The sequence below is a fragment of the Butyrivibrio sp. NATIVEDY162 genome (genome assembly GCF_045999815.1).
In the GTDB taxonomy this organism is placed as follows: domain Bacteria; phylum Bacillota; class Clostridia; order Lachnospirales; family Lachnospiraceae; genus Butyrivibrio.
Genome location: NZ_CP172573.1, coordinates 780,987 through 805,192, shown reverse-complemented (window position 1 = coordinate 805,192; position 24,206 = coordinate 780,987). Strand labels below are relative to the sequence as shown.

Here is a 24,206-nt window from a genome sequence, read left to right as displayed (position 1 = left end):
GCTAGAATTAGTTAACTCGTGCACGGAAAATAGCATGTGATGGCGTAAACATGCTACCAAAAGAAGAAAATGAAAAAAGTTTTAAGAAAATTAAATGAAGAAAGGGGAAGGTATGAAAAGACATTTATCGCTATTTATGTCGCTTATGCTCAGCGTGGGGCTGATCGTAGGAAATGGGGGAAATGTTTCTGCTGCCGAAGTTGTGAACGGGACGTATGTTAAAGGGGATAATGAGAACAATCCCGTTGTCACACAGAACTACGGTGCAGATCCCGGAGTATTGGTGTACAACGATACCGTGTATATTTATGCTACCAATGATTCACAGGAGTATGCCGGTAACAACGAGAATACTTATGGGAAAATTGACACATTAAATTGTTATTCATCTAAAGATCTTGTTAACTGGACTGATCATGGAGCATTCAAGATTGCAGGTGGAAGCGGAGCAGCAAGATGGGCTAAGAATTCCTGGGCACCATGTATTGCAACTAAGAAAATCAATGGAAAAGATAAGTTCTTCCTTTATTTTGCAAATAATGGAAGCGGAATAGGAGTATTAACAGCGGATTCTCCTACAGGTCCCTGGAAAGATCCTATAGGCAAAGCACTCATAACGGGAGCTACGCCCGGATGCAGCGGAGTTACATGGATGTTTGACCCTGCGGTACTCGTAGATTCAGACGGAACCGGCTATCTGTATTTTGGCGGCGGAATTCCGAACAATCAGTTTGAACATCCGAAGACTGCAAGAGTAATCAAGCTTGGCGCTGATATGACAAGTGTATCCGGATCGGCAGCAACAATTGATGCACCTTATCTTTTTGAGGATTCCGGAATCAACAAGATTGGTAATAAGTATTATTATTCATACTGCTCGAACTGGAATTGCAAGAATGGCTTTAATAATGCTGCAATTGAGTATATGACAAGTAACAGCCCCATGGGACCTTTTTCCTATCAGGGCGAGGTTATGAAGAACCCCGGAGTGTTCTTTAATGGATCAACCGGCAATAACCACCACCAGATATTTGAATTTGGTGGACAGTATTATCTTGCTTATCACACAAGATCAGTTGAGTCCAAGGTCATCGGTAAGAGCCTTGGCTACAGAACTACTCAGATAGATAAGCTGAATGTTTCTAACGGCAAGATTACATCACTTACACCCTCAATGTCAGGCCCTTCTCAGACCTCATACGTGAATCCTTACGATTCAGTTCAGGCTGAGACCATGTTTACTCAAAGCGGCATCGGCGTATCAGGTAACGGCGATGGAGTTGCATGGGTAGACCACATTGACAACGGCGATTATACCAAGGTTAAGGGCGTGAACTTTGCTAAAGGACTTGGTGAGATAGCGGTAAGTGTAAACAGCAGAGGCAAAGGAACTATCCAGGTTAGAGATGGAGGTCCTAAGGGTAGTCTTCTCGGTACCATTAATCTGTCTGATACAAATGGCAAGAATGCAGAATTTACTGGCACAATGAAGAATGTTACCGGTGTTAAGAATATCTGCTTTGTATTCAATGGAAGCTTTGAGTTTGACTACTGGAAAGCTGCAGGAACAGGTGAGAGCGCAGGTGGTAACCAGGGCGCAGAAGAAGGCCAGAATCAGGGCGGCAATGAGAATAACCAGGTAAATAACAACAAATTTGAGTGCGAGGAAATGACTAAGAGCGGTCAGTACACCGGCACTATCTCAAGTCCTTTTAACGGAGCTGCTTTATATGCTAACAATGATACCGTGAGCTTTGATCAGTACTTTGCTTACGGCACGCATAACTTTACACTTCGCGGTTGCTCCAACAACAGTAATATGGCGAAGGTTGAACTCAAGATTGGTGGAGAATCCAAGGGTACATTCTATTATGGTGATGAATACCCTGCAGAGTACACTATTGAAAACGTAAGCCATGCAACCGGTGCAACTACTGTTGAGTTGACAGTAACATCAGATGATGGAACATGGGATGCATATGTTGATTATCTCACATGGGATAGCGGATCCGGACAGAACGGAAATGGCAACCAGGGCGGTAACCAGGGTGGCAATCAGGGTGGAAACCAGGGTGGTAATCAGGGCGGAAATGGAGGACAGACACTTAATCCTTCAGACCTTACACTTCTTAACACCTATGGTCAGCAGTATGGCTACTCAGGCACATGTATTAATCTTTACCAGTTAAGAGATGCTAACACATTAGACCTCATAAAGAAAAACTACAACAGCATTACACTAGAAAATGAGATGAAGCCCGATGCACTTCTTGGTGGTTCTGCGAGACTTATTTCAGTTACTGATGCAAAGAACCGCGGATATTATATCCCTGATAACTACAATGAAGCTTACGTTCCACAGATCAACTTCAATACTGTTGATGAGGTTATGAAAATCTGCTATAACAATGGCCTTAGAATGAGAGCACATACACTTGTTTGGCATTCACAGACTCCTTCATGGTTCTTCAGAAACGGTTTTGCAGGTAATGGCGGATTTGTAAATCAGGCAACAATGGATGCCCGCCTTGAGATGTACGTTAAGACTGTAATGAATCATGTATACCTTAGTGAATACGGCAGCGTAGTATATGCGTGGGATATCGCTAATGAAGTAATGCATGCCAACAATTCAGGCTGGGAAGCTGTTTATGGCAACAACAGAACAAATGCTTCCTATGTAAAGAAGGCATTTACTTATGCATATCAGACACTTGATTATTTCAATCTGACTGATTCAGTAAGCCTTTTCTACAATGACTACAATACCTATATGGAAGTAAATAATATTATCAAGCTTGTTAATTATATTAACTCCGACAAGACAATCTGCTCAGGTGTAGGTATGCAGTCACACCTTGGAACAGGTTACCCTTCAGTTGATTACTACACACAGGCACTTAAGTCCTTCTTAAATGCCGGCTTTGAAGTTCAGATAACAGAGATGGATATCACTAATAAAGGCGATCAGGATCTTGCAAATTATGCATACAGCCTTTATAAGAATATCAATTCACTTAAGAAAAATGATGGCAAGATCACAAGCATAACCTGGTGGGGCCTTTCAGATCAGGTGACCTGGATTGACAACGCAAAGCCGCTTCTTTTCAGCACACCTACTTCCAAAAAGCCTGCATATGATAAGGTTATACAAGCCTATACAGAGACTTTTGGAACACCTACATCAGGATACACGCCTCAGCCTCTGCCTACACCTCAGCCGGGAAATACTGAGAATGAAGATCCTTCTACAGAAGAGCCGCAGAATGATGAGCCTCAAAACACAGGGGACACACATGACACAGCTTCCATCGAAAACGGCTGGTATTATCTTAAGAATACACTTTCTCAGAAATACCTCACAGTAGAGGGTAACAGTGCAGATGGATGGGTAAATGTATACATCAGCACAGGAACAGGCGTAGATGGTCAGAAATGGTATGTTACAAATACAGATGATGGATTTATTACTCTCACAAGTAAGCTTGGAAATGTGATGCTTGATGTGGCAAACGGAGAGGACGAAGACGGAGCAAATATTGGAATTTATCAGGGCTATGGCGGAGATGCTCAGAAGTTTACAGTTAGAAAGACTGATAAGGATGGCATCTATACTATTGCTACAAAGGCTTCAAACGGAACCAAGAACCTGGATGTTTATGAGCACAAAACTGATGACGGAACCAATGTATGCCAGTGGACATACTATGGCAATCCCAATCAGCAGTGGCAGTTTGAGAAGATTGAGGGTGAGCAGGAAAATGGTGGAAACCAGAACCAGCCTTCAGACGATCCTGGACAAGGACAGCCTTCAGAGGATCCTAATCAGGATCAGCCTTCTGATGATCCCGGTCAGCAGAATCCTTCTGAGGATCCTCAGCCGCAGGTACCGGATGTGGAAGAACTTGCACTTGATTATTCAATAAACAGCTGGGGCAGTGGTTTCCAGGTAAGCCTTAAGGTATTAAATAACACAGGTGCTGCTGTTAACACATGGACACTTAAACTCAAAAAGAGTGATATCTCTATTGGCTCAAGCTGGAATGTAAATGTTGCTGAGGAAGGTGATTATTATGTAATAACACCTGTCGATTGGAACGCTTACATAGCTGACGGTCAGAGCATAGAGTTTGGTATTCTTGGAGACGGAGCTATCGGTGATACTATAGGCTATGAATTTAACTGATGTGTTCATGGACTTAATAACGAAGTCAACGCATGAAACAAAAAGATTTTGAGCAAATATCTAAAGTAAATACAGACTTTGTTTGAGAGATTTGGTACCCATGAATTACATAAAACATGGGTACCAAAATTATAAAAAAGCGTTTTCATTTCCAAAAAGGAATGAAAACGCTTTAAAATAGGCTAAAAAGGGTACCAAATAACCCAAAATACTTTCATATTTCCAAAAGGACAAATCTAATTTCAATTATTTAAGCTGCTTACTTCAGGCATAAAATCACACAATTTTTCTACAAACATCTGGCCCATTTCACTAAGCTCAGTACCTTTCCTTGTAATATAGCCAAATGTCAGCGTTTCTTCTTCCTTAAGCTTTATATGTGTAAGGTCGGAGGAGTTCAGACTGTCACCGAGCATTGCTGCACCTACAGCATATCCGTTAAGACCCAGCATCAGCTCAATAGATGTAGCTCTTTCGTTTGTGCTTATGATCTTCTTGTAATCATAGGTTGCAAGAGCTTCCTCTCTGTAATAGAAGGAGGTATTATCACCCTGATCAAAAACCATGCAGGGATAATCCTGAAGTTCTGCCAGCGATAGTTCTTCCTTTCCTGCAAGTGGATGGTCCTTCCTCAGATATACATAGGTATTTCTTGTGAAAAGCTCATGGAATTCCAATGATGCATCAGCAAAAATTTTCTTGAAGGTATTTTTATTAAAATCACTAAGAGCGATAACTCCGATTTCGCTCTTCATAGTCTTTACATCCTCAATGACTTCACTTGTCTGGGTTTCTTTTATTGAAAACTGATATTCATCGTAATCATATTCTTTTACGGTATCAATAAAAGCATTTACAGCAACTGTGTAATGTTGCATGGATACGGAAAAGGTAGGCTTAACATTGTTTTTGTTCAGATATTTATCCTCAACCTTTGTAAACTGTTCAACAGCATTCCTTGCATAAGCAATAAATGAAGCACCGGCAGAAGTAGTAACTACTCCATTGTGTACGCGCTCAAAAATCTGGATTCCAAGCTCTTTTTCAAGATCTCTTACAGCGCTTGAAAGACCGGGTTGAGAAACGTAGAGCCTGTCGGCAGCTTTGCGTATCGAGCATTCTTCATCAATAGCAATAACATATTTAAGCTGTAGTATTGTCATGTTAGGATTCCCCTTGAAATAAGTATTTGAGTATCGCACCGGATTAGATACAGAAAATGGCGAACTCATTTACCTACTAATATACCATATAAATGTGCTTATAGAAAAATATTTTAAAAAATAATTAGCACTCGCTTGACAAGAGTGCTAACAAGTGTTATAACAGTTATAGAACAAAGGAAACAAAATATTTCCTTTAGATATAAGGAGGTAATTATTATGTTGATGCCTAGTATTTTTGATGAGAAGTTATTTGATAACTGGTTTGATTTTCCGATGTTTAATGAATTTGATAACACCGAGAGAAAGCTTTATGGCAGACATCCTGAGAGGCTTATGAAGACAGATGTTCATGAATCTGAGGATCACTACGAGGTAGATATTGATCTGCCCGGATTCAAGAAGGAAGAGATTAAGCTTGAACTCGATAATGGATATTTGACAGTAAGCGCAGCTAAGGGTCTTGATAAGGATGAGACAGATAACAGAGGTAAGCTTATCAGACAGGAACGTTACAGCGGGTCTATGCAGAGAAGCTTCTATGTAGGAGATAATCTCACAGAGGAGGACATTAAGGCAAGCTTCAAGCATGGCGTTCTTAGCCTGAATGTGCCTAAGAAGGAACAGGCCAAGGTTCCTGAGAAGAAAGTGATAATGATAGAGGGTTAATTACGAAAATTTATAATCCTTTAATATGATTATTAGCTTATATTAATAAAGCACCAACCTTTAGGTGGTAGAATTTAAGTAGAATTCACACTCATGGGTTGGTGCTTTTTTATGACTAAAAAATCCGCACTTCAGAAAATACGTATAGTATTTATCATACTAAGTGTCTTGTGTCTGGTAGTTGCTGTATTGTTTCTAAGGCAATTTGTGACAAAAGATGACAAATCCTCGATGAACGGGTCTCTCTACAAGGGAGAAGTTCAGCATCGGGTTCTTTTGATTGCGTCTTATAATTCCCAATATTTTACATTTGATCCTCAGGTCAGAGGCTTGAAGAAGAGCTTTGAATCACATGGTATCGAGTTTGATTGTGTGTTTATGGATGCGAAAAAAAACAAATCACCTCATGACATTTCTATTTTCCATGATTACTTTATTCAAAGAATTAATCCAAAGGAAAGCTATGATGGCTTATTGCTGGCAGACGATGAAGCTGTCAAATTTGTAATGCAATATTACAATGAATTATTCAAAGATATACCAACGATATTCTTTGGGGTTAACAGTATGACCTTGGCAAGAATGGCGGTAGACCGTTATGACATGAGCGGATATTATGAAAATGATTATCTTGTTGATACCATAGAGCTTGCGATGAAATTGATGCCCGAGAGAAAAAAGTTTTATGGAATTCATGATAACTCACCGGCAGGACTTGCAGATATGGTGCTGTTTAACAGGGTAAAAAACGATCACAGAGATTATGAATTTTATGAGATAAACGTTGCTACTATGCCTTATGAGGAATTAAAAAAAGAACTTACCGCTATACCTGACGATGCAGTTCTTATATATATGACATGCTTTACTGATTCGGAAAAAAGGTTCCATTCGACAAATGAGACTACCAATATAATAGTTAACAGCACTAATGTGCCTATTATCAGAAACTTCCTAAGCGGCGATACAGATGGGGTCCTGGGTAGCATTGCAGTAGATTTTGAAATCCAGTGTGAATTGGCAGGCAATGATATGGTCAGGCTTCTTGACGGTCATAAGCTTGAGCATCCTGCTCTTGAAGTTAATGCCAGCTATAATTCCAGATTTGATTATGAAAAGCTTAAAAAGTATGGAATAAAGGAGACAGATCTACCTGAAGATGCTGTTGTTTACAATAGACCGCTTTCGTTTTTTGACAGATACGGCAATATCTTTCCGCCTGTAGGAATGATATTTTTGTCAATGATTTTCCTTACTATGGCAGTTTTTATAACTGTTCTTTTGGGACTCGCTGCAAACGAGGAATTAAGAAAATCTAAAAATGAGCTGGAAGAATCACAGAAAAAACTCAAATATCAGGCAGAACATGATGACTTCCTTGATATTTTAAACAGAAGAAGTGCGGTAAATTACCTTCGTGAAAATCTTTCATTAAAGCATATCTATTCGATTCTGATGATAGATATAGATAACTTTAAAGATGTAAATGAAACTTATGGACACCAGCTTGCTGATGAAATATTAAAATATTTATCACATGCACTTGAAAATATTGCGTCAAAAAGGGACTGGATGATTTCAAGATATGGTGGTGATGAGTTTTTGCTAATGGTTCCGCATGAAGGACTTGATGAGAACTCTGAAACCATAAAAGAGATTCTTGAACTTTTCAGAAAACCAATTCATGTCGGAGATGAGACGATAATTCTCTCCTGCAGTATCGGAATATCCGTATCTGATGGCGTCACCATGCCTGACCAGCATATCATAAATTCCGAGATTGCCATGTATGAAGCCAAACAGCGTGGGCGCAATAAGGCATTTAAATATTCTGACGAATTAAAAAAGAAGGTTCGTGAGGAAAACAAGATCAAGGCAAAAATTCTTGATGCTTTTGAAAATGATGGATTTTTCATGCTGTATCAGCCTCAGATTGATGCTAACACCAAAGCGGTTACAGGGTACGAAGCATTAGTAAGAATGAAGGCGGAGGTACTTTACCCCAATACCTTTATTCCAATCATTGAAGCAAGCGGCTGGATAGGGAGACTGGGAAGGGTTACTACGGAGCTTGTTATCAGACAACTGGCTACCTGGCGGGATCAGGGCTATGAGCTTAAGCCGGTTTCCATAAACTATTCGAGCAATCAGCTTGGAGATACCGGATATGTGGACTTTATAAAAGAGCTACTTTCGCGTTATAATATTTCAGGAGAGTTCATTGAGATAGAAATAACAGAAGGCCTGTTCCTTGAGAGAACTGAGCAGGCTGAGAAGCTGTTTGATCAGTTCAGGGAGCTTGGAATAAGGCTTCTGATGGATGATTTTGGTACAGGATATTCGTCACTTGGATATCTGACATATATTCCGGTTGATTACGTTAAAGTCGATAAATCCTTCGTCGATACCTACCTGGTAGATGGAAAAGAGACATTTTTGGAGGATGTTATAAAACTGGTTCATGACATTGATAAACAGGTGATCATAGAGGGCGTTGAGGAAAAATGGCAATTTGAAAAGCTCAAGGAATTTAACGCCGATAAGATTCAGGGCTATTATTTCAGTAAGCCCATAAAGCCTGAAGAGGCAATAGTATTTGATGCCGGTGATAAGTAATAATTGGGGAGAAATAATCCGGAACTGAAAACCGGATAAATAAATAGTAGCAGGGGATATGGTTGTGGAAAAAAGTAATGAGTTTGAAGAGCACAGAAATAAACTTTTCAGAATAATATCAGTCGGATACCTGGGGGATATTCCGAGTATAGCGTATGATTTGATAGGGACGGTGGCATTGATTCTTAATCTGGTGGCAGCGTTCCTTTCTACATTTTCAGATCTGAATTCATTATATGGCAATGTCTTTATGGAAATTGAAAAATGGACGGTTTTGTTTTTTGCCATAGATTATGGTCTTAGGTTATTTTGCGCCAAGAATCTGTTTCCGGATAAAAGTGAGGTGGGTGCTGTTGTTGCTTTTCTTTTTTCCTTCGCAGGGATCATAGATCTTTTGAGCTTTCTTCCATATTACCTGCCATTCTTTTTCCCGGCAGGTGCAACCGCCTTCAGAATGTTCAGAGTTGCAAGGATATTCAGACTGTTCAGGATAAATGCATACTATGATTCAATTAATGTAATCAACGAAGTAATAAGAAATAAATCACAGCAGCTTCTTTCATCTGTATTTATCATCGCTGTAATGATGCTTGCTTCAAGTCTTTGCATGTATTCACTTGAACATGACGCACAGCCGGAGATTTTTGCCAATGCATTTTCAGGAATATGGTGGGCTGCATCTACACTGCTTACGGTAGGTTATGGAGACATTTATCCTATTACTTTTTTGGGAAAAGTATTTGGAATACTCCTTGCCTTCCTGGGAGTCGGAATAGTTGCTATCCCTACAGGTATTATTTCCGCAGGATTCGTGGAGCAGTACACGAAGCTAAAGCATATGGGAGATTATGCCAAGTCAATTGATATGCACTTCATTAAGGTCCAGCTTGATAGCAAGGATAAATGGGTAGATAAAAAGATAAGAGAGCTTGATATGCCACACGGAGCACTTATAGCCCTTATACAGAGAAGGGGAAATGTGATTATTCCAAACGGAAATATTGTTCTTGAGTCGGGAGATAAAGTGATAATAGGAGCACAGGCGCTTAAGAATGATACTCCTATGAACCTTAAAGAAGTGACGCTGGGACAGACTCATCCTTGGGTTAACAAGTTTATAAGGGACCTTGATATCTCAAGGCAGACGCAGCTTTTGTCAATCAAGCGAGGATCAAGGACAGTTGTTCCAAGGGGAGGAGTTAAGTTAAAGGAAGGCGATACCATAGTAGTTATTTCCAAGGTACATCTTCCGGGAGAGGATGAAATAATTGTATAAACAGATAAAACCTATCATAGCCCTCTAAGCTCAGCATTTGAAACATGTTTTTTTACTGTCTTTAAATAGCGCAGCATGTCTTCTTTTGAAGGGGGAGTAAGAGACTTATCGGGAACGGTATCCCTCGGGGTAAACTGCTGCAGATAATATGCTTTAGCACCCGCAATCCATTTGCTGATTTCTTCAAAGTCATCATTATTGTGGAATTCTGCTATTGTAGTAGTTCTGAATTCATAAGGAATTTCAGAATTCATAATAAGGGATATGCTTCTGGAGATGATGCTAAGGTCAATGCTTGTAAGACCTGAGGTTATTTGATATTTTGCAGGAGAATTTTTTATATCCATGGCTATATAGTCTATAAGCCTATCAGACAATAATTTCTCCACCATCTCGGGATGATATCCGTTGGTATCAAGCTTTATGAGAAATCCCATTTCCTTAATACGGGAAATAAAATCAGGCAGCTCCTTATGAAGACAGGGCTCGCCACCTGTTATTGCGACTCCGTCCAGGAGTCCTTTTCTTTTTGCAAGAAAAGAAAAAAGCTCTGCCTCATCCATAATGGGAGCAGCGCTTCCGTCTACGATTTCATAGTTGTGACAATAAGGACATGAAAAATCGCAACCGCCTAAAAAGACGGTTGCAGCAACTTTTGATGGATAGTCCAATAATGTCATTTTTTGTAAGCCATGTATTTTCATGATGCCTGTTTGATCTCACTTTTGGTTATTGTTGGAAAAAGATTGGCTTTAAACAGTGCAGGGCGAAGTGCGTTGTATACTACAACAGCAAGTAATGAATTTATAACCGCATTTATTATTGTGGCATATGTAGTAATTGCAACAAGTGCGCTGATTGCAGCCTGAGCTTTTTCTGCGTTGGGTGTAAGAATAGTGTACCATAAATATTTAAGTGCGGGTTCAAATACGCAGTTAAAACCAAGACCTGCCACAGCGGCTGCAACAGACCAGCCAAGTACATAACCCTTACTGTGATCTTCTGATATTTTAGCGATCCTGTGTGCTACAAGTCCGACAACAAGACCGATAACAAGCTTTGTTATAAAGGTTCTGGGAGCTGATGCGCCGTAACCTGAAATAATATCTGCAAGAGATAAACCGATGGCACCGGCTATTCCGCCGTAGGGTCCGCCAAGAAGGAGAGCTCCGAGAACTACAAAGGCATTTCCGAGGTGAACCTTGGTACCTGATGCGTTAATTGCAGGGAATACAGCATATCCTACATAGCAAAGAGCAGCCATGAGACCTGCATAAGATATTTTTGTAAGTCGATCGTTTTTCATAATATCCTCCATGTTACGTTAATAATATTTTTGTTTTTCGTTGACTTATTCAATGAACATAATATATCATCAAACTGGTAGTATTAAAAATATCAGTTTTGGATTTTTTTATAAGACCAGAAAGGTTTTTATGGATAAAATAAAAAGATATTTAAGTGTATACGAGCAGGTAAGAGAAGATATTATAAGTGGACGATATCCGGTCGAAACAAAGCTTCCCTCAAAGCGTGTTATGGCGGAAGCTATGGGGGTTAGTGTCATAACCATAGAGCACGCCTATGAGCTGCTTATAGAAGAGGGATATATTACACCAAGGGAAAAGAGCGGTTATTTTGTAAGCTTTGATGATAAAGAGATATATACAGGAATTAGCGGTGATAATGACAGGCAAATAAAGAAATTCAAAGTAACAGCACAGGCTTCATTAAACGAAAATGCCAATACCCAGGAGCAGGTCATTATGAGCTCACTTAAGGTGCCAAAGTTTTCATATTCCATATATGCCAAAACTGTAAGAAGGGTACTTAGTGAGTATGATTCATATATTATGGATAAATCTCCCAAGAATGGTATGGCTGAACTTAGAAATGCCATTAGTGCCTATCTTGAAAGGTCGAGGAGGCTGGTGGTTTCTCCGGATCAGATTATTGTTGGCGCAGGAGCTGAGTACCTATACGGGCTTATTGTTCAGACCTTTGGAAGAGACATCATATATGGAGTTGAGAGCCCTTCCTACCAGAAAATTGCAAAGGTATATAAAGCAGGTGGTGCAAATATCCATATGCTAAAGCTTGGGAATGACGGAATAGAAAGTGAAGAGCTCTGGAATGCGGATGTTAAGGTACTTCATATTACACCCTACAGGAGCTTCCCGAGCGGCGTAACTGCTTCAGCTGCAAAAAAAAGAGAGTATCTTAAGTGGAGCAGAAAAAGGGAGGGATATATAGTTGAGGATGATTTTGAATCTGAGTTTACCCCCAGCAGAAAGCCTGAGGAAACTATTTTTTCACTTGATGAAGAAGGAAGAGTACTGTACGTAAATACATTTACAAGGACAATAGGAAGCTATGTAAGGGCAGCGTATATGGTACTTCCGGAAAAACTTCTTCCAATTTTTAATGAAAAAACAGGCTTCTATGAATGCCCCGTTCCTACTCTGGACCAGCTAGTCATAGCATCCCTTCTGAACGGGGGAGATTTTGAAAGACATATTAATAAGGTCAGAAGAAATAACAGGAAGCAATAACAGAAAGTATGGTTAGTGAAGCTTGCCTGCCCGTATGATCTCATCTCTGTATTGCTTTGGAGACTTTCCGTATTCTTTAATAAATGCGCGGTAGAAGACAGAGTAATCGGAAAAACCGTAACCTGCAGATACTGAGGAAATATCCTGACCGCTTAAAATTGCGTCAAGGCACATGCCAAGGCGCTTTTTTGTTATGTATTTATGTATGGGCAGACCATTAGTCTCTGTAAATAAATGAGATATATGATACTTACTTGCATGGAATTTTTCAGAGATCTCATCAAGGGAGAGGTTCTCATCTATGTGGGTCTCGATATACAAAATAATACTCTGGTACAGAGTGTCGCTTCCGCTTTCGATTTCAGATGGATTCTCGGATTCATAGACAGCCCGATTTATGGATAACATGAAGTCACTGACTGATATTAGAATCTTGGCATCCTTTCCAAATCTGTTTGAGTTGATCTCATCAATAAGGGAGAATACTTTACCCTGCAGTCCATTGAAAGATATTTCATTAAACTTGTGCATGAAAAAAGTTCCAAGGCTTTTGGCCTTATCTGCAAGAAAAAGATAGTCTTCAGATATGTTTCCAAGAGATTTGAGGAAATCCTTAGTTACCCAAAAAACGAATCGTCTATAGGGGGTATCACCATTTAAGAGCTTTGCATAGTGCGGAACTTCGGGAGGAATAACTATCATTGAGCCGGGATCAGGTACGAAGGATTCCTCGCCTATATGCATTCTGATATTTCCTTCGAGAAAAAAATAAAACTCATAGTAGTCATGAGTGTGTGATTTTACATTAGGCAGATTTTTGTCACTGTAGTAATAAATCTCAAAATCACGTGACAGCATATATTGTCTTGTACTGAATTCGGTTTTTAGATTTTTCTTCATGAGTAAAAACTAACATACTACAGCAAAAAATGCAATGCTTACGGCAAGGCTGACAATGGGAAAAAGGTTCGGTGAATATTAGTATAATTCTCGGAATATAACTAACTGCACTGAATGTGCGGATAAGATATAAAGAGGAGAGGTTTACAGGTATGTACGAAGAAATGAAAGAAAAGCTTAAAAAAATCGGAATCATTCCCGTTGTTGTTTTAGAGAATGCAGGTGATGCAGCACAGCTTGGAAAGGCACTTATGGAAGGCGGGCTTCCTGCAGCAGAGGTGACATTCAGAACGGAGGCGGCAGAGGAGTCACTGAGAATCCTTTCAAAGGAATTGCCGGACATGCTTCTTGGCGCAGGTACTGTTCTTACAACTGAACAGGCTGACAGAGCAGTGGAGGCAGGTGCAAAGTTTATAGTAGCCCCCGGATTTAACCCAACAGTTGTCAAGCACTGCCTTGCAAAGGGGTATCCTATTGTACCGGGTGTTCAGACACCAAGTGAGATGGAGCAGGCAATGGAGCTTGGACTTGATTTTGTCAAGTTTTTCCCGGCTGAGGCAGCAGGCGGTCTTAATATGATAAAGGCAGTTGCAGCGCCTTACACTAAGCTTGTATTTATGCCAACAGGCGGAATAAATGAACAAAATGTAAAAGACTATCTTGGCTTTAAGAAAATCGTTGCATGTGGCGGAACATGGATGGTAAAGAACAGCCTGATAGAATCAGGAGATTTTGAAAAGATAAAGGAACTTACTAAGAATGCAGCTAAGATTGTTAAGGAAGTAAGAGGTGATCTTTAAAAAATGAAGAAATTTATGGATGATGATTTTTTACTGAATAATGAGACTGCATTGCAGCTCTTTAATAATGCAGCAAAAAATGAGCCTATAATAGATTTTCATAATCACTTAAATCCCAGGGAAATTTATGAGGATAAGTGCTTTGACAATATAGCACAGGTGTGGCTTTCAGGTGATCATTACAAGTGGAGAGCAATGAGAGCAAACGGAGTGTCAGAGAAGCTTATAACAGGCGACGGAGAACCCTTTGACAAGTTTATGGCCTGGGCGGATACGGTTCAGAATCTTATTGGCAACCCGCTGTATCATTGGACTCACATGGAACTTCAAAGATACTTTGGGATAACTAAGCCTTTAAGCCCTGCTACAGCCTTGGAGATATGGAATGCCTGCAATGAGAAGTTAAGGACCAGGGAATTCTCAGTAAGAAATCTTCTAAGAATGCAGAAGGTATCAGTCCTTTGTACAACGGATGACCCTGCTGATGACCTTTCCTGGCATAAAAAGATCAGGGAAGACGGCTTTGAAATAAAGGTATTGCCTTCCTTTAGGCCTGAGAGAGCAATCGGTATTGAGAAGGAAGACTTCCCGGATTATCTTATAAGGCTTGGAGAAGTATCCGGTGTTTGTATATGTAATGTTACTGCTCTTTTGCAGGCATTGGAAAAAAGACTTGAATATTTCATTGAAGCAGGCTGTAGAGTTTCTGATCACAGTCTTGAGAGCACTTTTTATGAAAAGACAAGCCTAGAAGAGGTTGATGGACTTCTAAAGCTTAGAAGATGCGGAAGAGAGCTTACGGAGGAAGAATGTGGCAAGTTTAAGGGTTATATGCTCACAGAGCTTGCAAAGATATATCACAAGCACGATATTGTAATGCAGCTTCATATCGGCGCAATAAGAAGTAATTCTAAGAGAATGCTTGAAAAAATAGGCCCTGATACCGGCTTTGACTCGCTCAATGATTTTAACTATGCACCGGAGCTGGCAGGGCTGTTAAATGCAATTGATTATACAGATGAGCTTCCAAAAACAATATTATATTGTCTTAACCCCAAGGATACTGAGATGCTTGCAGCAATGGCGGGCAACTTCAATGGCAATGAGAAGGGCATAAGAGGTAAGGTTCAGCTTGGTGCAGCATGGTGGTTCTGTGACCATAAAAACGGTATGGAGAGACAGATAGATGCCATGGCAGACGTTTCTCTGATATCCACGTCTATCGGAATGCTCACTGATTCAAGAAGCTTTTTATCCTTCCCAAGACATGAGCTTTACAGAAGGATACTTTGCAATAAGATCGGCCAGTGGGTTGAAAACGGAGAATATCCGAATGACCTTGAATACCTTGAAGACATGGTTAGAAATATCTGCGGCAAAAATGCGGTTGAATATTTCGGTTTTTGAGAAAAACATTTTTGCAAAATGTTGAAGGAAAAGAATATTTAAAAGATTATTAGTCAAAATATAAGGAGCAAAAGAATATGGATTTAAATATTAAGGATAAAAAGGATTGTAAATACGACGCGGTTTCACTTGGAGAGGTAATGCTTCGTTTTGATCCCGGTGAAGGAAGAATCCGTACTGCCAGAGAGTTTAAGGTATGGGAAGGCGGCGGAGAGTATAACGTCATAAGAGGTCTTAGAAGATGCTTTGGAATGAATACAGGTGTTATCACAGCATTTGCGGATAATGAGGTAGGACATTTGGTTGAGGATTTTATACTGCAGGGCGGAGTTGATACATCCATGATCTATTGGAAAAAGACTGATGGAATAGGCCGCGAATGCAGAAACGGTCTCAACTTTGTGGAGAGAGGATTTGGCATAAGAGGAGCTTTATCATGCTCTGACAGAGCAAACACGGCTATATCACAGGCTACAGATAAGGACTTTGATTTCGATAAAATCTTCGGAGAGATGGGAGTAAGATGGTTCCACACAGGCGGCATATATGCAGCTCTTTCCGAGCAGTCTGCAGAAACAGTTATAAAGGCTATTAAGACAGCAAAAAAATATGGAACAATCGTATCATATGACCTTAACTACAGAGCTTCCATGTGGTCCGCAATTGGTGGACAGAAAAAAGCACAGGAGGTTAACAAGGAGATAGCCAAATATGTTGATGTAATGATCGGCAATGAGGAAGACTTCACAGCCTGCCTGGGATTTGAGATTGAGGGCAATGATGCAAATCTTAAGGAGCTTAATCTTGATGGCTACAAGAAGATGATTGATGAAGCTGCCAAGGTTTATCCCAATTTCAAGGTAGTGGCTACAACTCTTAGAACAGTAAAGACAGCTACCGTAAATGACTGGTCAGCTCTTTGCTGGGCAGACGGTCAGATTTATAAGGCAAAGGATTACAAGGGACTTGAAATTCTTGACCGCGTCGGCGGCGGAGATTCTTTTGCGTCAGGTCTGGTATATGGCCTTATGACAACAGGTGATCCTGAAAAGGCAGTTAATTACGGAACAGCTCACGGAGCGCTGGCTATGACTACTCCGGGCGATACCACCATGGCCACGGTTTCAGAAGTAGAAGCTATAATGGGCGGTGCAGGAGCAAGAGTTAAGCGCTGATTTTTTATAAAAATATTAAATTCATGGATTTGTTTTTGGAGGTAACTTTTTATGGAAATGACATTACGCTGGTATGGCACAAATTACGATACAGTAAAGCTCTGGCAGATCAGACAGATTCCCGGAGTACATGGAGTAATAACAACTCTTTACAACAAGCAGGCAGGAGAGCTCTGGGAGCAGAGTGAGATACAGGCTCTTAAGAAGGAAGTTGAGGATGGCGGTCTTAAAATCGCCGGCATCGAGTCTGTAAATGTTTCTGATGCGATCAAGGCTGCTACAGCTGACAGAGATGAGCATATAGACAACTACATTAAGACACTTGAGAATCTCGGAAAAGAAGATATTCACATGGTATGCTACAACTTCATGCCTGTGTTTGACTGGACCAGAACAGAGCTTGCAAGAAAAAGAGAGGATGGCTCAACAGTTCTTGCCTATACTCAGGAAGCAGTTGATGCTATTGATCCTGCTAAAATGTTTGAATCATTATCAGGAGACACCAACGGTAGCGTTATGCCCGGCTGGGAACCTGAGAGAATGGCTCATGTAAAGGAACTCTTTGAATTATATGAGGGTATCGACGAGGAAAAGCTCTTTGAAAATATTGTTTATTTTCTTAAGGCAATCATGCCTGTATGCAATAAATATGATATTAAAATGGCTATCCATCCTGATGATCCTGCATGGTCAGTATTTGGACTACCCAGAATCATCAACAATGAGAAGAATATTTTAAAACTTATGAAGGCAGTTGATGATGTACACAACGGTGTAACATTCTGCTCAGGCTCATACGGAACAAGTCTTGATAATGATCTTCCACATATGATAAGAGCACTTGAGGGCAGAATACATTTCGCACATGTTCGTAATCTGAGATTCATATCACCCACTAATTTTGAAGAGTCAGCGCATCTTTCAGCTGATGGCACCTTCGATATGTACGAGATTGTAAAAGCTCTTTATGAGACAGGCTTTGACGGTCCCATCCGCCCTGACCATGGAAGAATGATCTGGGGAGAAGTTGCAATGCCCGGATATGGACTCTACGACAGAGCTCTTGGTGCAACATATATCAACGGACTTTGGGAAGCAATCGAAAAATCACATCAGAGAGGGGTATAAAATGAAACTTAATTCAGCCAGTATTAAAAATGGTAATACCTGGAAAGAGAAGGGTTATGTTATTCCTTCTTTTGACAGAGACAAGATGATAAAGGAAACTGTTGCGGAACCTGAGTGGGTACACTTTGGTGCCGGCAATATTTTCAGGGCTTTTCAGGCTAATCTGTCTCAGAGAATGCTTGAAGAGGGATTCTCAACAAAGGGACTAACTGTAGTAGAGGGATTTGATTATGAGATAATTGAAAAAATGTACAGACCTCACGATAATCTCTCTATCCTGGTAACTTTAAAGGCAGATGGCAGTGTGGATAAGACAGTAATAGAGAGCATCGCAGAGTCATGTATTCTTGATTCTGAGAACGAGAAGGAATTTGCAAGACTTAAGGAGATTTTTACCAAAGACTCACTTAAGATGGCTACCTTTACTATTACAGAGAAGGGTTACTGTCTGACAAATGCAGGTGGCGAAACACTGCCTCCTGTAGCAGCAGACTTTGAGGAAGGTCCGGTTAAGCCAAAGAGCTATATCGGAAAAGTTGCAGCACTTTTATATGAAAGATTTTTATCAGGTAAAAAGCCTATAGCCATGGTAAGTACAGATAACTGCTCACACAACGGAGATAAGCTCTATGATGCAATTCATGCTTTTGCAGATAACTGGGCTAAAAATGGCAAGGCAGACAAAGACTTTGTTGCTTATATAGAAGATGAGAGCAAGGTATCCTTCCCCTGGTCAATGATAGACAAGATTACGCCAAGACCTGATGATTCTGTTAATGATATTTTGAAAAATGATGGCGTGGAGGAACTTGAAGCTGTTGTAACAAGTAAGAATACATGGGTGGCTCCTTTTGTAAATGCAGAGGAGAGCGAATATCTTGTTATAGAAGATAAATTCCCCAATGGAAGACCTGCGCTTGAAAAGGTTGGCGTAATATTTACTACAAAGGAAACTGTAGATAAGGTTGAGAGAATGAAGGTTTGCACATGCCTTAATCCTCTGCATACATCTCTTGCTGTATTCGGCTGCATTCTTGGCTATGACAAGATTTCAGAGGAGATGAAGGATGAGGACCTTGTAAAGCTTATTGAACAGATTGGATATGTTGAGGGACTTCCTGTAGTAACTGATCCGGGAGTAATTAAGCCCCAGGAATTTATAGATACAGTTGTTAATGTGAGAATTCCCAACAAATTTATGCCTGATACGCCTCAGAGAATTGCCTGCGATACCTCACAAAAGTTGCCCATAAGATTTGGCGAAACAATTAAGGCTTACATCGGATCAGATAACCTTGATGTGCAGAATCTTAAGTGCATTCCTCTTGTTTTTGCTGGATGGTTAAGATACCTTATGGGTGTAGAGGATAATGGGCTGATCTTCGAGCCAAGTCCGGATCCGCTTCTTACTAAGTGCCAGGAATATGTAAAGGATATAAAGCTTGGAGGAGAAGCTGACAAAGAGGAGATAAAGGCAAAGATTTTGCCTCTTCTTAAGGATGAAAAAATCTTTGGAGTTGATCTTGAGAAGGAAGGGCTTGCAGATAAAGTAATAAATTATTATATGTCCATGATACAGGATAAGGGAGCAGTCAGAAAAACTCTGCATGAGACAGTTTGTGCACTGTGATCATGTTTAGACTGCATTACTAAATACTGACAAAAATGAAACTTCGTATGACAGAGCAGAAATTATTTTGTGTTTTTTGCAATGTCATGCGAAGTTTTTAAACATCTGTGGACATAAGTTTAATGGTATTTTTATAGAGATTTAATGGCAGCTGTATCACTTTGAATATAGAATAAGGTTGTGGGGGTATGTGAAAAAACACTTGAAGAGGTTACAGCTTTTGCCTAATATAGAGGTGATGCCATGCTTGATAAATTTATTCTTATTGGGGCTACGACGCTTACGCTTAGCGGTATCGTTGGCGCCATACTTATGATTTCATGGCCTGACAGACCACATGAAGGTGGTTTTAAGACGCTACATCTGAAATGGAAGATTCCGATTATAATAGAAGCGCTTCTTTTGATCGCCTCTATAGTAATGTGTGTATTGTCCATAGTTTTTTGGTTTAAAGGCGGACAAACTCTTTAAGCTGTTTTTGTATGACTGTCAGTTTTTTTGGAAACGATGATTATTTTTATACCAGGATTTAAGAGGAGAAAAGTATGAAAAATTATAAGATCAATACCAAATGCGTTCAGGGGGGATACAGACCGGGGAATGGTGAGCCCAGACAGATTCCGATCGTTCAGTCCACTACTTTTAAGTATGATACCAGTAGTGATATGGGTAAGCTTTTTGACCTCGAAGCATCAGGATATTTCTATACCAGACTTCAGAATCCCACCAACGATTATGTAGCTGCCAAGATAGCGGAGCTGGAGGGCGGAACAGCCGCAATGCTTACTTCATCAGGACAGGCAGCCAATTTTTTTGCATTGTTTAATATATGTGAAGCGGGAGATCATATCGTTTCTTCTGCGTCTATTTATGGCGGAACCTTTAACCTTATGGCAGTCACCATGGCAAAGATGGGAATAACTACTACTTTTGTAGATCCTGACTGCTCAGAGGAAGAGCTTAATGCTGCCTTCAAAGAAAACACCAAGGCTGTTTTTGGTGAGACAATTGCAAATCCTGCACTTACTGTACTTGACATTGAGAAATTTGCAAAGGCAGCACATGAGCACGGTGTGCCGCTTATAGTAGATAATACCTTCCCTACACCTGTTAACTGCAGACCAATTGAATGGGGAGCTGACATAGTTACACATTCAACAACTAAGTACATGGACGGACACGGCGCAGCTGTAGGCGGAGCAATCGTAGATTCAGGAAAATTCGACTGGATGGCTCATGCTGACAAGTTCCCCGGACTTACACAGCCGGATGAATCCTATCATGGAATTGTTTATGCAGAGAAATTTGGTAAAGAAGGTGCATTTATTACAAAGGCAACTTCACAGCTTATGCGTGACCTTGGAAGTATCCAGTCACCTCAGAATGCCTTTTATCTCAATCTTGGACTTGAGTCCCTTCATGTACGCATGCCTCGCCATGTGGAGAATGGAACAGCAGTAGCAGAGTTTCTTGAAAAGCATCCCAAGGTTGTAAATGTAAATTACCCTGGATTAAAGAGCAACAAATTTTATGATACAGCTATGAAATACATGGGTAACGGCGGATGCGGAGTTGTATCCTTTGAAATAGAGGGTGGCAGAGAAGCAGCAGAAGAGTTTATGGGAAAGCTTAAGCTCTGTGCCATTGAGACACACGTTGCTGACGCAAGAACCTGCTGCCTTAATCCTGCAACCTCAACTCACAGACAGATGACTGATGAACAGCTCGAAGCTGCAGGAATTCCCGCAGGTCTTATCAGGATATCCTGCGGCCTTGAGGATAAGGAAGATCTTATTGCTGATATCGAGCAGGCATTTAAGTGATCACTTAGCGAGGTTTTTTCGAGCTTAGTGTACTACTTAGTTCTGGCGACCGAAGGGAGAGCAGAACTTCCTTAAGCTCTCTCAATAATGTGTCCAAGTACGTGAACAGCATACAGACTCATTGCAGCTCTGCTTTGTTTTAGCTTATCGGTTAATTCAAAGTAGAGCTTTTTGTCGTTATAGGACTCCTTAAATACAGGTGTGAAAACTGCATCCCATTGCATAAGATACTGGCCGGGTTTTCTGGTGTAGCAGGTCGCGGCAGTAGCCTGTACTCTGTGTGTCTTATCTACAAACTGCGCAACGGATTTGTGAAGTGCCTGATCCTCGGAAGGAAGGTAGTAATAGTCCCTGTAGTTGTTGTAAAAATATTTGAGCTCAGCTTCTATCAGAGGAATCCTTATTGTTGCCATATCTCCTTCAGCCTTAAAATAGCATCTGTCTGCAGAGCCTCCGATTGAGGAAGGCAGAGTATCCGGAAGTGATACCTTCATAAGAACTTCCTCTTTCTGAGTGCCGTCAATGTCTTTATAGTAATTTGCCTGAACCTTCATGGCACGGATTGGAAGATCTATAACGGCATCCGGATTTTCATTATCAGAACTTTCGTCTACGAGAAATCCTGTTCTTACTTCCGGAAGCACAGGAGCGTCGGTATTAAATATAATTACCTTCTGTCCTGTGATCATGCTGAAAAAGTCGTGATAGTAGAGCGCAGGAAGAAGAGCGAACATTCCGCGAACATCATCTGCATTGTGCAGAAGCAGAATATTGTATTTTCCCTCATCCGGCGCTATCAGATAATCCTTGTAAACCTTAATGAGCTCACCACCTGAATAAACATCCATTCTGTCAATTCCCAAAAACAGTTCAATGGTCTTTTGCTTACAATCAGGCACTCCCAGAAGATTTTTGTAAGGGGCGATCCGTTTGTAAATATCTATGGACTTCATGCTTTCAAGCGGATTCTCAATGTGAAACCTGTCGCATTTAAACTGGATAAACGGCAGATCAAATCTGTTGCCGTTAAAATGTAAAAGGACCTTGTAATCCTTGGCAAATGTCACAAAGGCTCTGACTATATCCTCCTCATCACCGCGTTTGTCAGCAAAGAATTGCTTTAGATTCCAGGTGCCGTCTTTATAAAATGCACAGCCTATAAGGTATATGGTGCTGTTCTTGGGAGAAAGACCGGTGGTCTCTATATCAATAAACAGAATATCTTCAGGCTTTTCACAGATTCTTTCAAGAGGGTAGCCATCAGCTACGCCGGTGATTACTTCGTCAACTGTTTTCATATTAAGAATCCCCATTGATCACAAAAAATTATATCTAATCTCCAAACATTTCTATTTTAGCACATAAATATTGAAAATAAATGAGTATATTTCTTATTAAAATCTGACTATTACCTAATTTATGTAGTATAATATAAACAGTTTTTATTATTCGTTTGGAATAATATTATTCTTATGGGGAGCTTTCTGTAAATTTTCCGTTTAATAATTTATTCTGAACATAATTCTGCCTTGAAGGCAATAAAAGGAAAGGGTAGGAAATGGCTAAATTAACTTTTGTGGGGGGAGTGCATCCTTATGAAGGTAAAGAGCTTTCTAAGGACAAGCCCATCAAAGAAGTTCTGCCAAAAGGTGATCTTGTCTATCCGGTATCACAGCATATCGGAGCACCTGCTAAGCCTATTGTTCAAAAGGGCGACCATGTGCTTGTAGGACAGAAGATTGCTGAAGCGGGAGGCTTCGTCTCAGCACCAATCTATGCAACAGTTTCCGGAACAGTAAAGGGAATTGAAAAGAGAAGACTCGCAAATGGCGGCATGTGCGACAGCATAATTGTCGAAAATGACGGTCTCTACGAGGAAGGGGAAATGCTTCCGACAAAGCCACTTGAAGAGCTCACAACTCAGGAGAAGATTGATCTCATAAGAGAAGCCGGAGTTGTTGGAATGGGTGGAGCAGGATTCCCTACAGCTGTTAAGCTTTCTCCAAAGGAACCGGAGAAAATCGAATACGTTATCGCAAACTGCTCGGAGTGTGAACCTTACCTGACAAGTGATTACCGCAGAATGGTAGAGGAACCGGAACTCCTTCTGAGCGGTCTTAGAATTGCGGTTTCATTATTCCCTAATGCCAGAGGAATTCTTGCTATTGAGGATAATAAGCCTGACTGTATAGCCAAATTCCGCGAACTGACCAAAGACGATGATAAGATCATGGTCAAGGCTCTTCAGACCAAGTACCCTGAAGGGGCCGAGCGTATGCTTATATATGCCTGCACAAAAAGAGAGATCAATTCCTCTATGCTCCCTGCCGATGCGGGCTGCATAGTTGATAATGTAGATACTCTCTGCGCAGTGAGCAGGGCTGTTACAGAGGGACGCCCTCTGATGGAGAGAATAGTTACAATTACAGGTGATGCTGTAGCTGATCCCCGTAACTACAAGGTAAGGATCGGTACCAACTACAGAGAGCTTCTGGACGATGCCGGCGGTTTTGTTAAGGCTCCTGCAAAGATTATTTCCGGTGGTCCCATGATGGGATTTGCACTGTTTGATCTTGATGTACCTACGACCAAGACAGCATCAGCTCTTACATGCCTTACTGAGGACGCGGTAGCTGCTATTGAGCCCAGTGCCTGCATAAACTGTGCCAAGTGTGTTGAGGTTTGCCCTGAGAGACTTATTCCTAAGAATCTTGCGGATGATGTCGAGAATGGACAGGAAGAGAAGTTCCTAGCAGAGTATGGAATGGAGTGCTGCGAGTGTGGATGCTGCAGCTTTATCTGTCCTGCCAGAAGACAGCTTACTCAGCTCATAAAGGGTATGCGTAAGATACAGCTTGGAAAGAGGAAGAAGTAAGGAATA

At 40.7% G+C, this 24,206-nt stretch carries 18 protein-coding genes; 13 read left to right on the top strand and 5 right to left on the bottom strand.

Annotated features, from left to right (window positions below; all coding sequences use genetic code 11):
• The first annotated feature begins 112 nt into the window (after positions 1-112).
• Positions 113-4,186, top strand: a complete 4,074-nt coding sequence (locus tag ACHCNF_RS03235) for an endo-1,4-beta-xylanase (protein ID WP_408071362.1) — start codon at positions 113-115, stop codon at positions 4,184-4,186.
• Positions 4,187-4,428: 242 nt separating this feature from the next.
• On the opposite strand, the gene ACHCNF_RS03230 is transcribed toward ACHCNF_RS03235, so the two are convergent.
• Positions 4,429-5,349 carry a LysR family transcriptional regulator gene (locus ACHCNF_RS03230; RefSeq protein ID WP_408071361.1) on the bottom strand — a complete coding sequence of 307 codons (921 nt, stop codon included), beginning with the start codon at positions 5,347-5,349 and terminating at the stop codon, positions 4,429-4,431.
• A 219-nt stretch (positions 5,350-5,568) separates the two neighbouring features.
• On the opposite strand from ACHCNF_RS03230, the gene ACHCNF_RS03225 reads away from it, so the two are divergent.
• The 3 genes from ACHCNF_RS03225 (at position 5,569) to ACHCNF_RS03215 (ending at position 9,910) form a co-directional block, all read left to right on the top strand.
• Entirely contained in the window at positions 5,569-6,018 is a 450-nt protein-coding gene (locus ACHCNF_RS03225; RefSeq protein WP_408071360.1) for an Hsp20/alpha crystallin family protein, read from the top strand.
• Between the two features lie 111 nt (positions 6,019-6,129).
• Complete coding sequence (locus ACHCNF_RS03220; RefSeq protein WP_408071359.1) at positions 6,130-8,634, top strand: EAL domain-containing protein; 2,505 nt, start codon at positions 6,130-6,132, stop codon at positions 8,632-8,634.
• Between the two features lie 64 nt (positions 8,635-8,698).
• Positions 8,699-9,910, top strand: a complete 1,212-nt coding sequence (locus tag ACHCNF_RS03215) for an ion transporter (RefSeq protein WP_408071358.1) — start codon at positions 8,699-8,701, stop codon at positions 9,908-9,910.
• Between the two features lie 14 nt (positions 9,911-9,924).
• On the opposite strand, the gene ACHCNF_RS03210 is transcribed toward ACHCNF_RS03215, so the two are convergent.
• Complete coding sequence (locus ACHCNF_RS03210) at positions 9,925-10,614, bottom strand: anaerobic ribonucleoside-triphosphate reductase activating protein (protein WP_408071357.1); 690 nt, start codon at positions 10,612-10,614, stop codon at positions 9,925-9,927.
• Complete coding sequence (locus ACHCNF_RS03205; RefSeq protein ID WP_408071356.1) at positions 10,611-11,216, bottom strand: ECF transporter S component; 606 nt, start codon at positions 11,214-11,216, stop codon at positions 10,611-10,613. The genes ACHCNF_RS03210 and ACHCNF_RS03205 overlap by 4 nt, the downstream gene beginning before the upstream one ends.
• A 130-nt stretch (positions 11,217-11,346) precedes the next feature.
• Here ACHCNF_RS03205 and ACHCNF_RS03200 point away from each other — a divergent pair, with 130 nt between their 5' ends.
• Entirely contained in the window at positions 11,347-12,462 is a 1,116-nt protein-coding gene (locus tag ACHCNF_RS03200) for a MocR-like pyridoxine biosynthesis transcription factor PdxR (protein WP_408071355.1), read from the top strand.
• A gap of 12 nt (positions 12,463-12,474) precedes the next feature.
• Here ACHCNF_RS03200 and ACHCNF_RS03195 read toward each other — a convergent pair whose 3' ends face one another.
• Positions 12,475-13,362 (bottom strand): helix-turn-helix domain-containing protein, encoded by an 888-nt coding sequence (locus tag ACHCNF_RS03195; RefSeq protein WP_408071354.1) that lies wholly within the window; start codon positions 13,360-13,362, stop codon positions 12,475-12,477.
• A 152-nt stretch (positions 13,363-13,514) separates the two neighbouring features.
• Here ACHCNF_RS03195 and ACHCNF_RS03190 point away from each other — a divergent pair, with 152 nt between their 5' ends.
• The 7 genes from ACHCNF_RS03190 (at position 13,515) to ACHCNF_RS03160 (ending at position 21,325) form a co-directional block, all read left to right on the top strand.
• A complete protein-coding gene (locus tag ACHCNF_RS03190) occupies positions 13,515-14,162 on the top strand; it encodes a bifunctional 4-hydroxy-2-oxoglutarate aldolase/2-dehydro-3-deoxy-phosphogluconate aldolase (RefSeq protein WP_408071353.1) in 648 nt (215 codons plus the stop codon).
• A 3-nt stretch (positions 14,163-14,165) separates the two neighbouring features.
• Positions 14,166-15,569: a glucuronate isomerase gene (gene uxaC, locus ACHCNF_RS03185; RefSeq protein WP_408071352.1), complete on the top strand. Its 1,404-nt coding sequence runs from the start codon at positions 14,166-14,168 to the stop codon at positions 15,567-15,569.
• A gap of 77 nt (positions 15,570-15,646) precedes the next feature.
• Positions 15,647-16,744, top strand: coding sequence for a PfkB family carbohydrate kinase (locus tag ACHCNF_RS03180; protein ID WP_408071351.1), 1,098 nt, complete (start codon positions 15,647-15,649; stop codon positions 16,742-16,744).
• A gap of 51 nt (positions 16,745-16,795) precedes the next feature.
• Entirely contained in the window at positions 16,796-17,872 is a 1,077-nt protein-coding gene (gene uxuA, locus ACHCNF_RS03175; RefSeq protein ID WP_408071350.1) for a mannonate dehydratase, read from the top strand.
• A 1-nt stretch (position 17,873) separates the two neighbouring features.
• Positions 17,874-19,502 carry a mannitol dehydrogenase family protein gene (locus ACHCNF_RS03170; protein ID WP_408071349.1) on the top strand — a complete coding sequence of 543 codons (1,629 nt, stop codon included), beginning with the start codon at positions 17,874-17,876 and terminating at the stop codon, positions 19,500-19,502.
• Positions 19,503-19,745: 243 nt separating this feature from the next.
• Entirely contained in the window at positions 19,746-19,973 is a 228-nt protein-coding gene (locus tag ACHCNF_RS03165; RefSeq protein WP_408071348.1) for a hypothetical protein, read from the top strand.
• A gap of 74 nt (positions 19,974-20,047) precedes the next feature.
• Positions 20,048-21,325 (top strand): O-acetylhomoserine aminocarboxypropyltransferase/cysteine synthase family protein, encoded by a 1,278-nt coding sequence (locus ACHCNF_RS03160; RefSeq protein ID WP_408071347.1) that lies wholly within the window; start codon positions 20,048-20,050, stop codon positions 21,323-21,325.
• A gap of 71 nt (positions 21,326-21,396) precedes the next feature.
• Here the strand turns inward: ACHCNF_RS03160 and ACHCNF_RS03155 are convergent, their stop codons facing one another.
• Positions 21,397-22,623 (bottom strand): ribonuclease H-like domain-containing protein, encoded by a 1,227-nt coding sequence (locus ACHCNF_RS03155; RefSeq protein ID WP_408071346.1) that lies wholly within the window; start codon positions 22,621-22,623, stop codon positions 21,397-21,399.
• A 260-nt stretch (positions 22,624-22,883) separates the two neighbouring features.
• Here ACHCNF_RS03155 and rsxC point away from each other — a divergent pair, with 260 nt between their 5' ends.
• On the top strand, positions 22,884-24,200 hold the full coding sequence (rsxC, locus tag ACHCNF_RS03150; RefSeq protein ID WP_408071345.1) for an electron transport complex subunit RsxC: 1,317 nt from the start codon (positions 22,884-22,886) through the stop codon (positions 24,198-24,200).
• Positions 24,201-24,206: the final 6 nt, after the last annotated feature.

Excerpts from the sequence above, each read along its gene's own strand:
- ACHCNF_RS03165 (WP_408071348.1), top strand. The coding sequence starts at position 19,746 with ATGCTTGATAAATTTATTCTTATTGGGGCTACGACGCTTACGCTTAGC.
- ACHCNF_RS03190 (WP_408071353.1), top strand. The coding sequence starts at position 13,515 with ATGTACGAAGAAATGAAAGAAAAGCTTAAAAAAATCGGAATCATTCCC.
- ACHCNF_RS03155 (WP_408071346.1), bottom strand. The coding sequence starts at position 22,623 with ATGAAAACAGTTGACGAAGTAATCACCGGCGTAGCTGATGGCTACCCT.
- ACHCNF_RS03170 (WP_408071349.1), top strand. The coding sequence starts at position 17,874 with ATGAAACTTAATTCAGCCAGTATTAAAAATGGTAATACCTGGAAAGAG.
- ACHCNF_RS03235 (WP_408071362.1), top strand. The coding sequence starts at position 113 with ATGAAAAGACATTTATCGCTATTTATGTCGCTTATGCTCAGCGTGGGG.
- ACHCNF_RS03200 (WP_408071355.1), top strand. The coding sequence starts at position 11,347 with ATGGATAAAATAAAAAGATATTTAAGTGTATACGAGCAGGTAAGAGAA.
- ACHCNF_RS03160 (WP_408071347.1), top strand. The coding sequence starts at position 20,048 with ATGAAAAATTATAAGATCAATACCAAATGCGTTCAGGGGGGATACAGA.
- ACHCNF_RS03195 (WP_408071354.1), bottom strand. The coding sequence starts at position 13,362 with ATGAAGAAAAATCTAAAAACCGAATTCAGTACAAGACAATATATGCTG.
- ACHCNF_RS03225 (WP_408071360.1), top strand. The coding sequence starts at position 5,569 with ATGTTGATGCCTAGTATTTTTGATGAGAAGTTATTTGATAACTGGTTT.
- ACHCNF_RS03180 (WP_408071351.1), top strand. The coding sequence starts at position 15,647 with ATGGATTTAAATATTAAGGATAAAAAGGATTGTAAATACGACGCGGTT.
- uxaC (WP_408071352.1), top strand. The coding sequence starts at position 14,166 with ATGAAGAAATTTATGGATGATGATTTTTTACTGAATAATGAGACTGCA.
- ACHCNF_RS03230 (WP_408071361.1), bottom strand. The coding sequence starts at position 5,349 with ATGACAATACTACAGCTTAAATATGTTATTGCTATTGATGAAGAATGC.
- ACHCNF_RS03220 (WP_408071359.1), top strand. The coding sequence starts at position 6,130 with ATGACTAAAAAATCCGCACTTCAGAAAATACGTATAGTATTTATCATA.
- ACHCNF_RS03210 (WP_408071357.1), bottom strand. The coding sequence starts at position 10,614 with ATGAAAATACATGGCTTACAAAAAATGACATTATTGGACTATCCATCA.
- uxuA (WP_408071350.1), top strand. The coding sequence starts at position 16,796 with ATGGAAATGACATTACGCTGGTATGGCACAAATTACGATACAGTAAAG.
- ACHCNF_RS03205 (WP_408071356.1), bottom strand. The coding sequence starts at position 11,216 with ATGAAAAACGATCGACTTACAAAAATATCTTATGCAGGTCTCATGGCT.
- rsxC (WP_408071345.1), top strand. The coding sequence starts at position 22,884 with ATGGCTAAATTAACTTTTGTGGGGGGAGTGCATCCTTATGAAGGTAAA.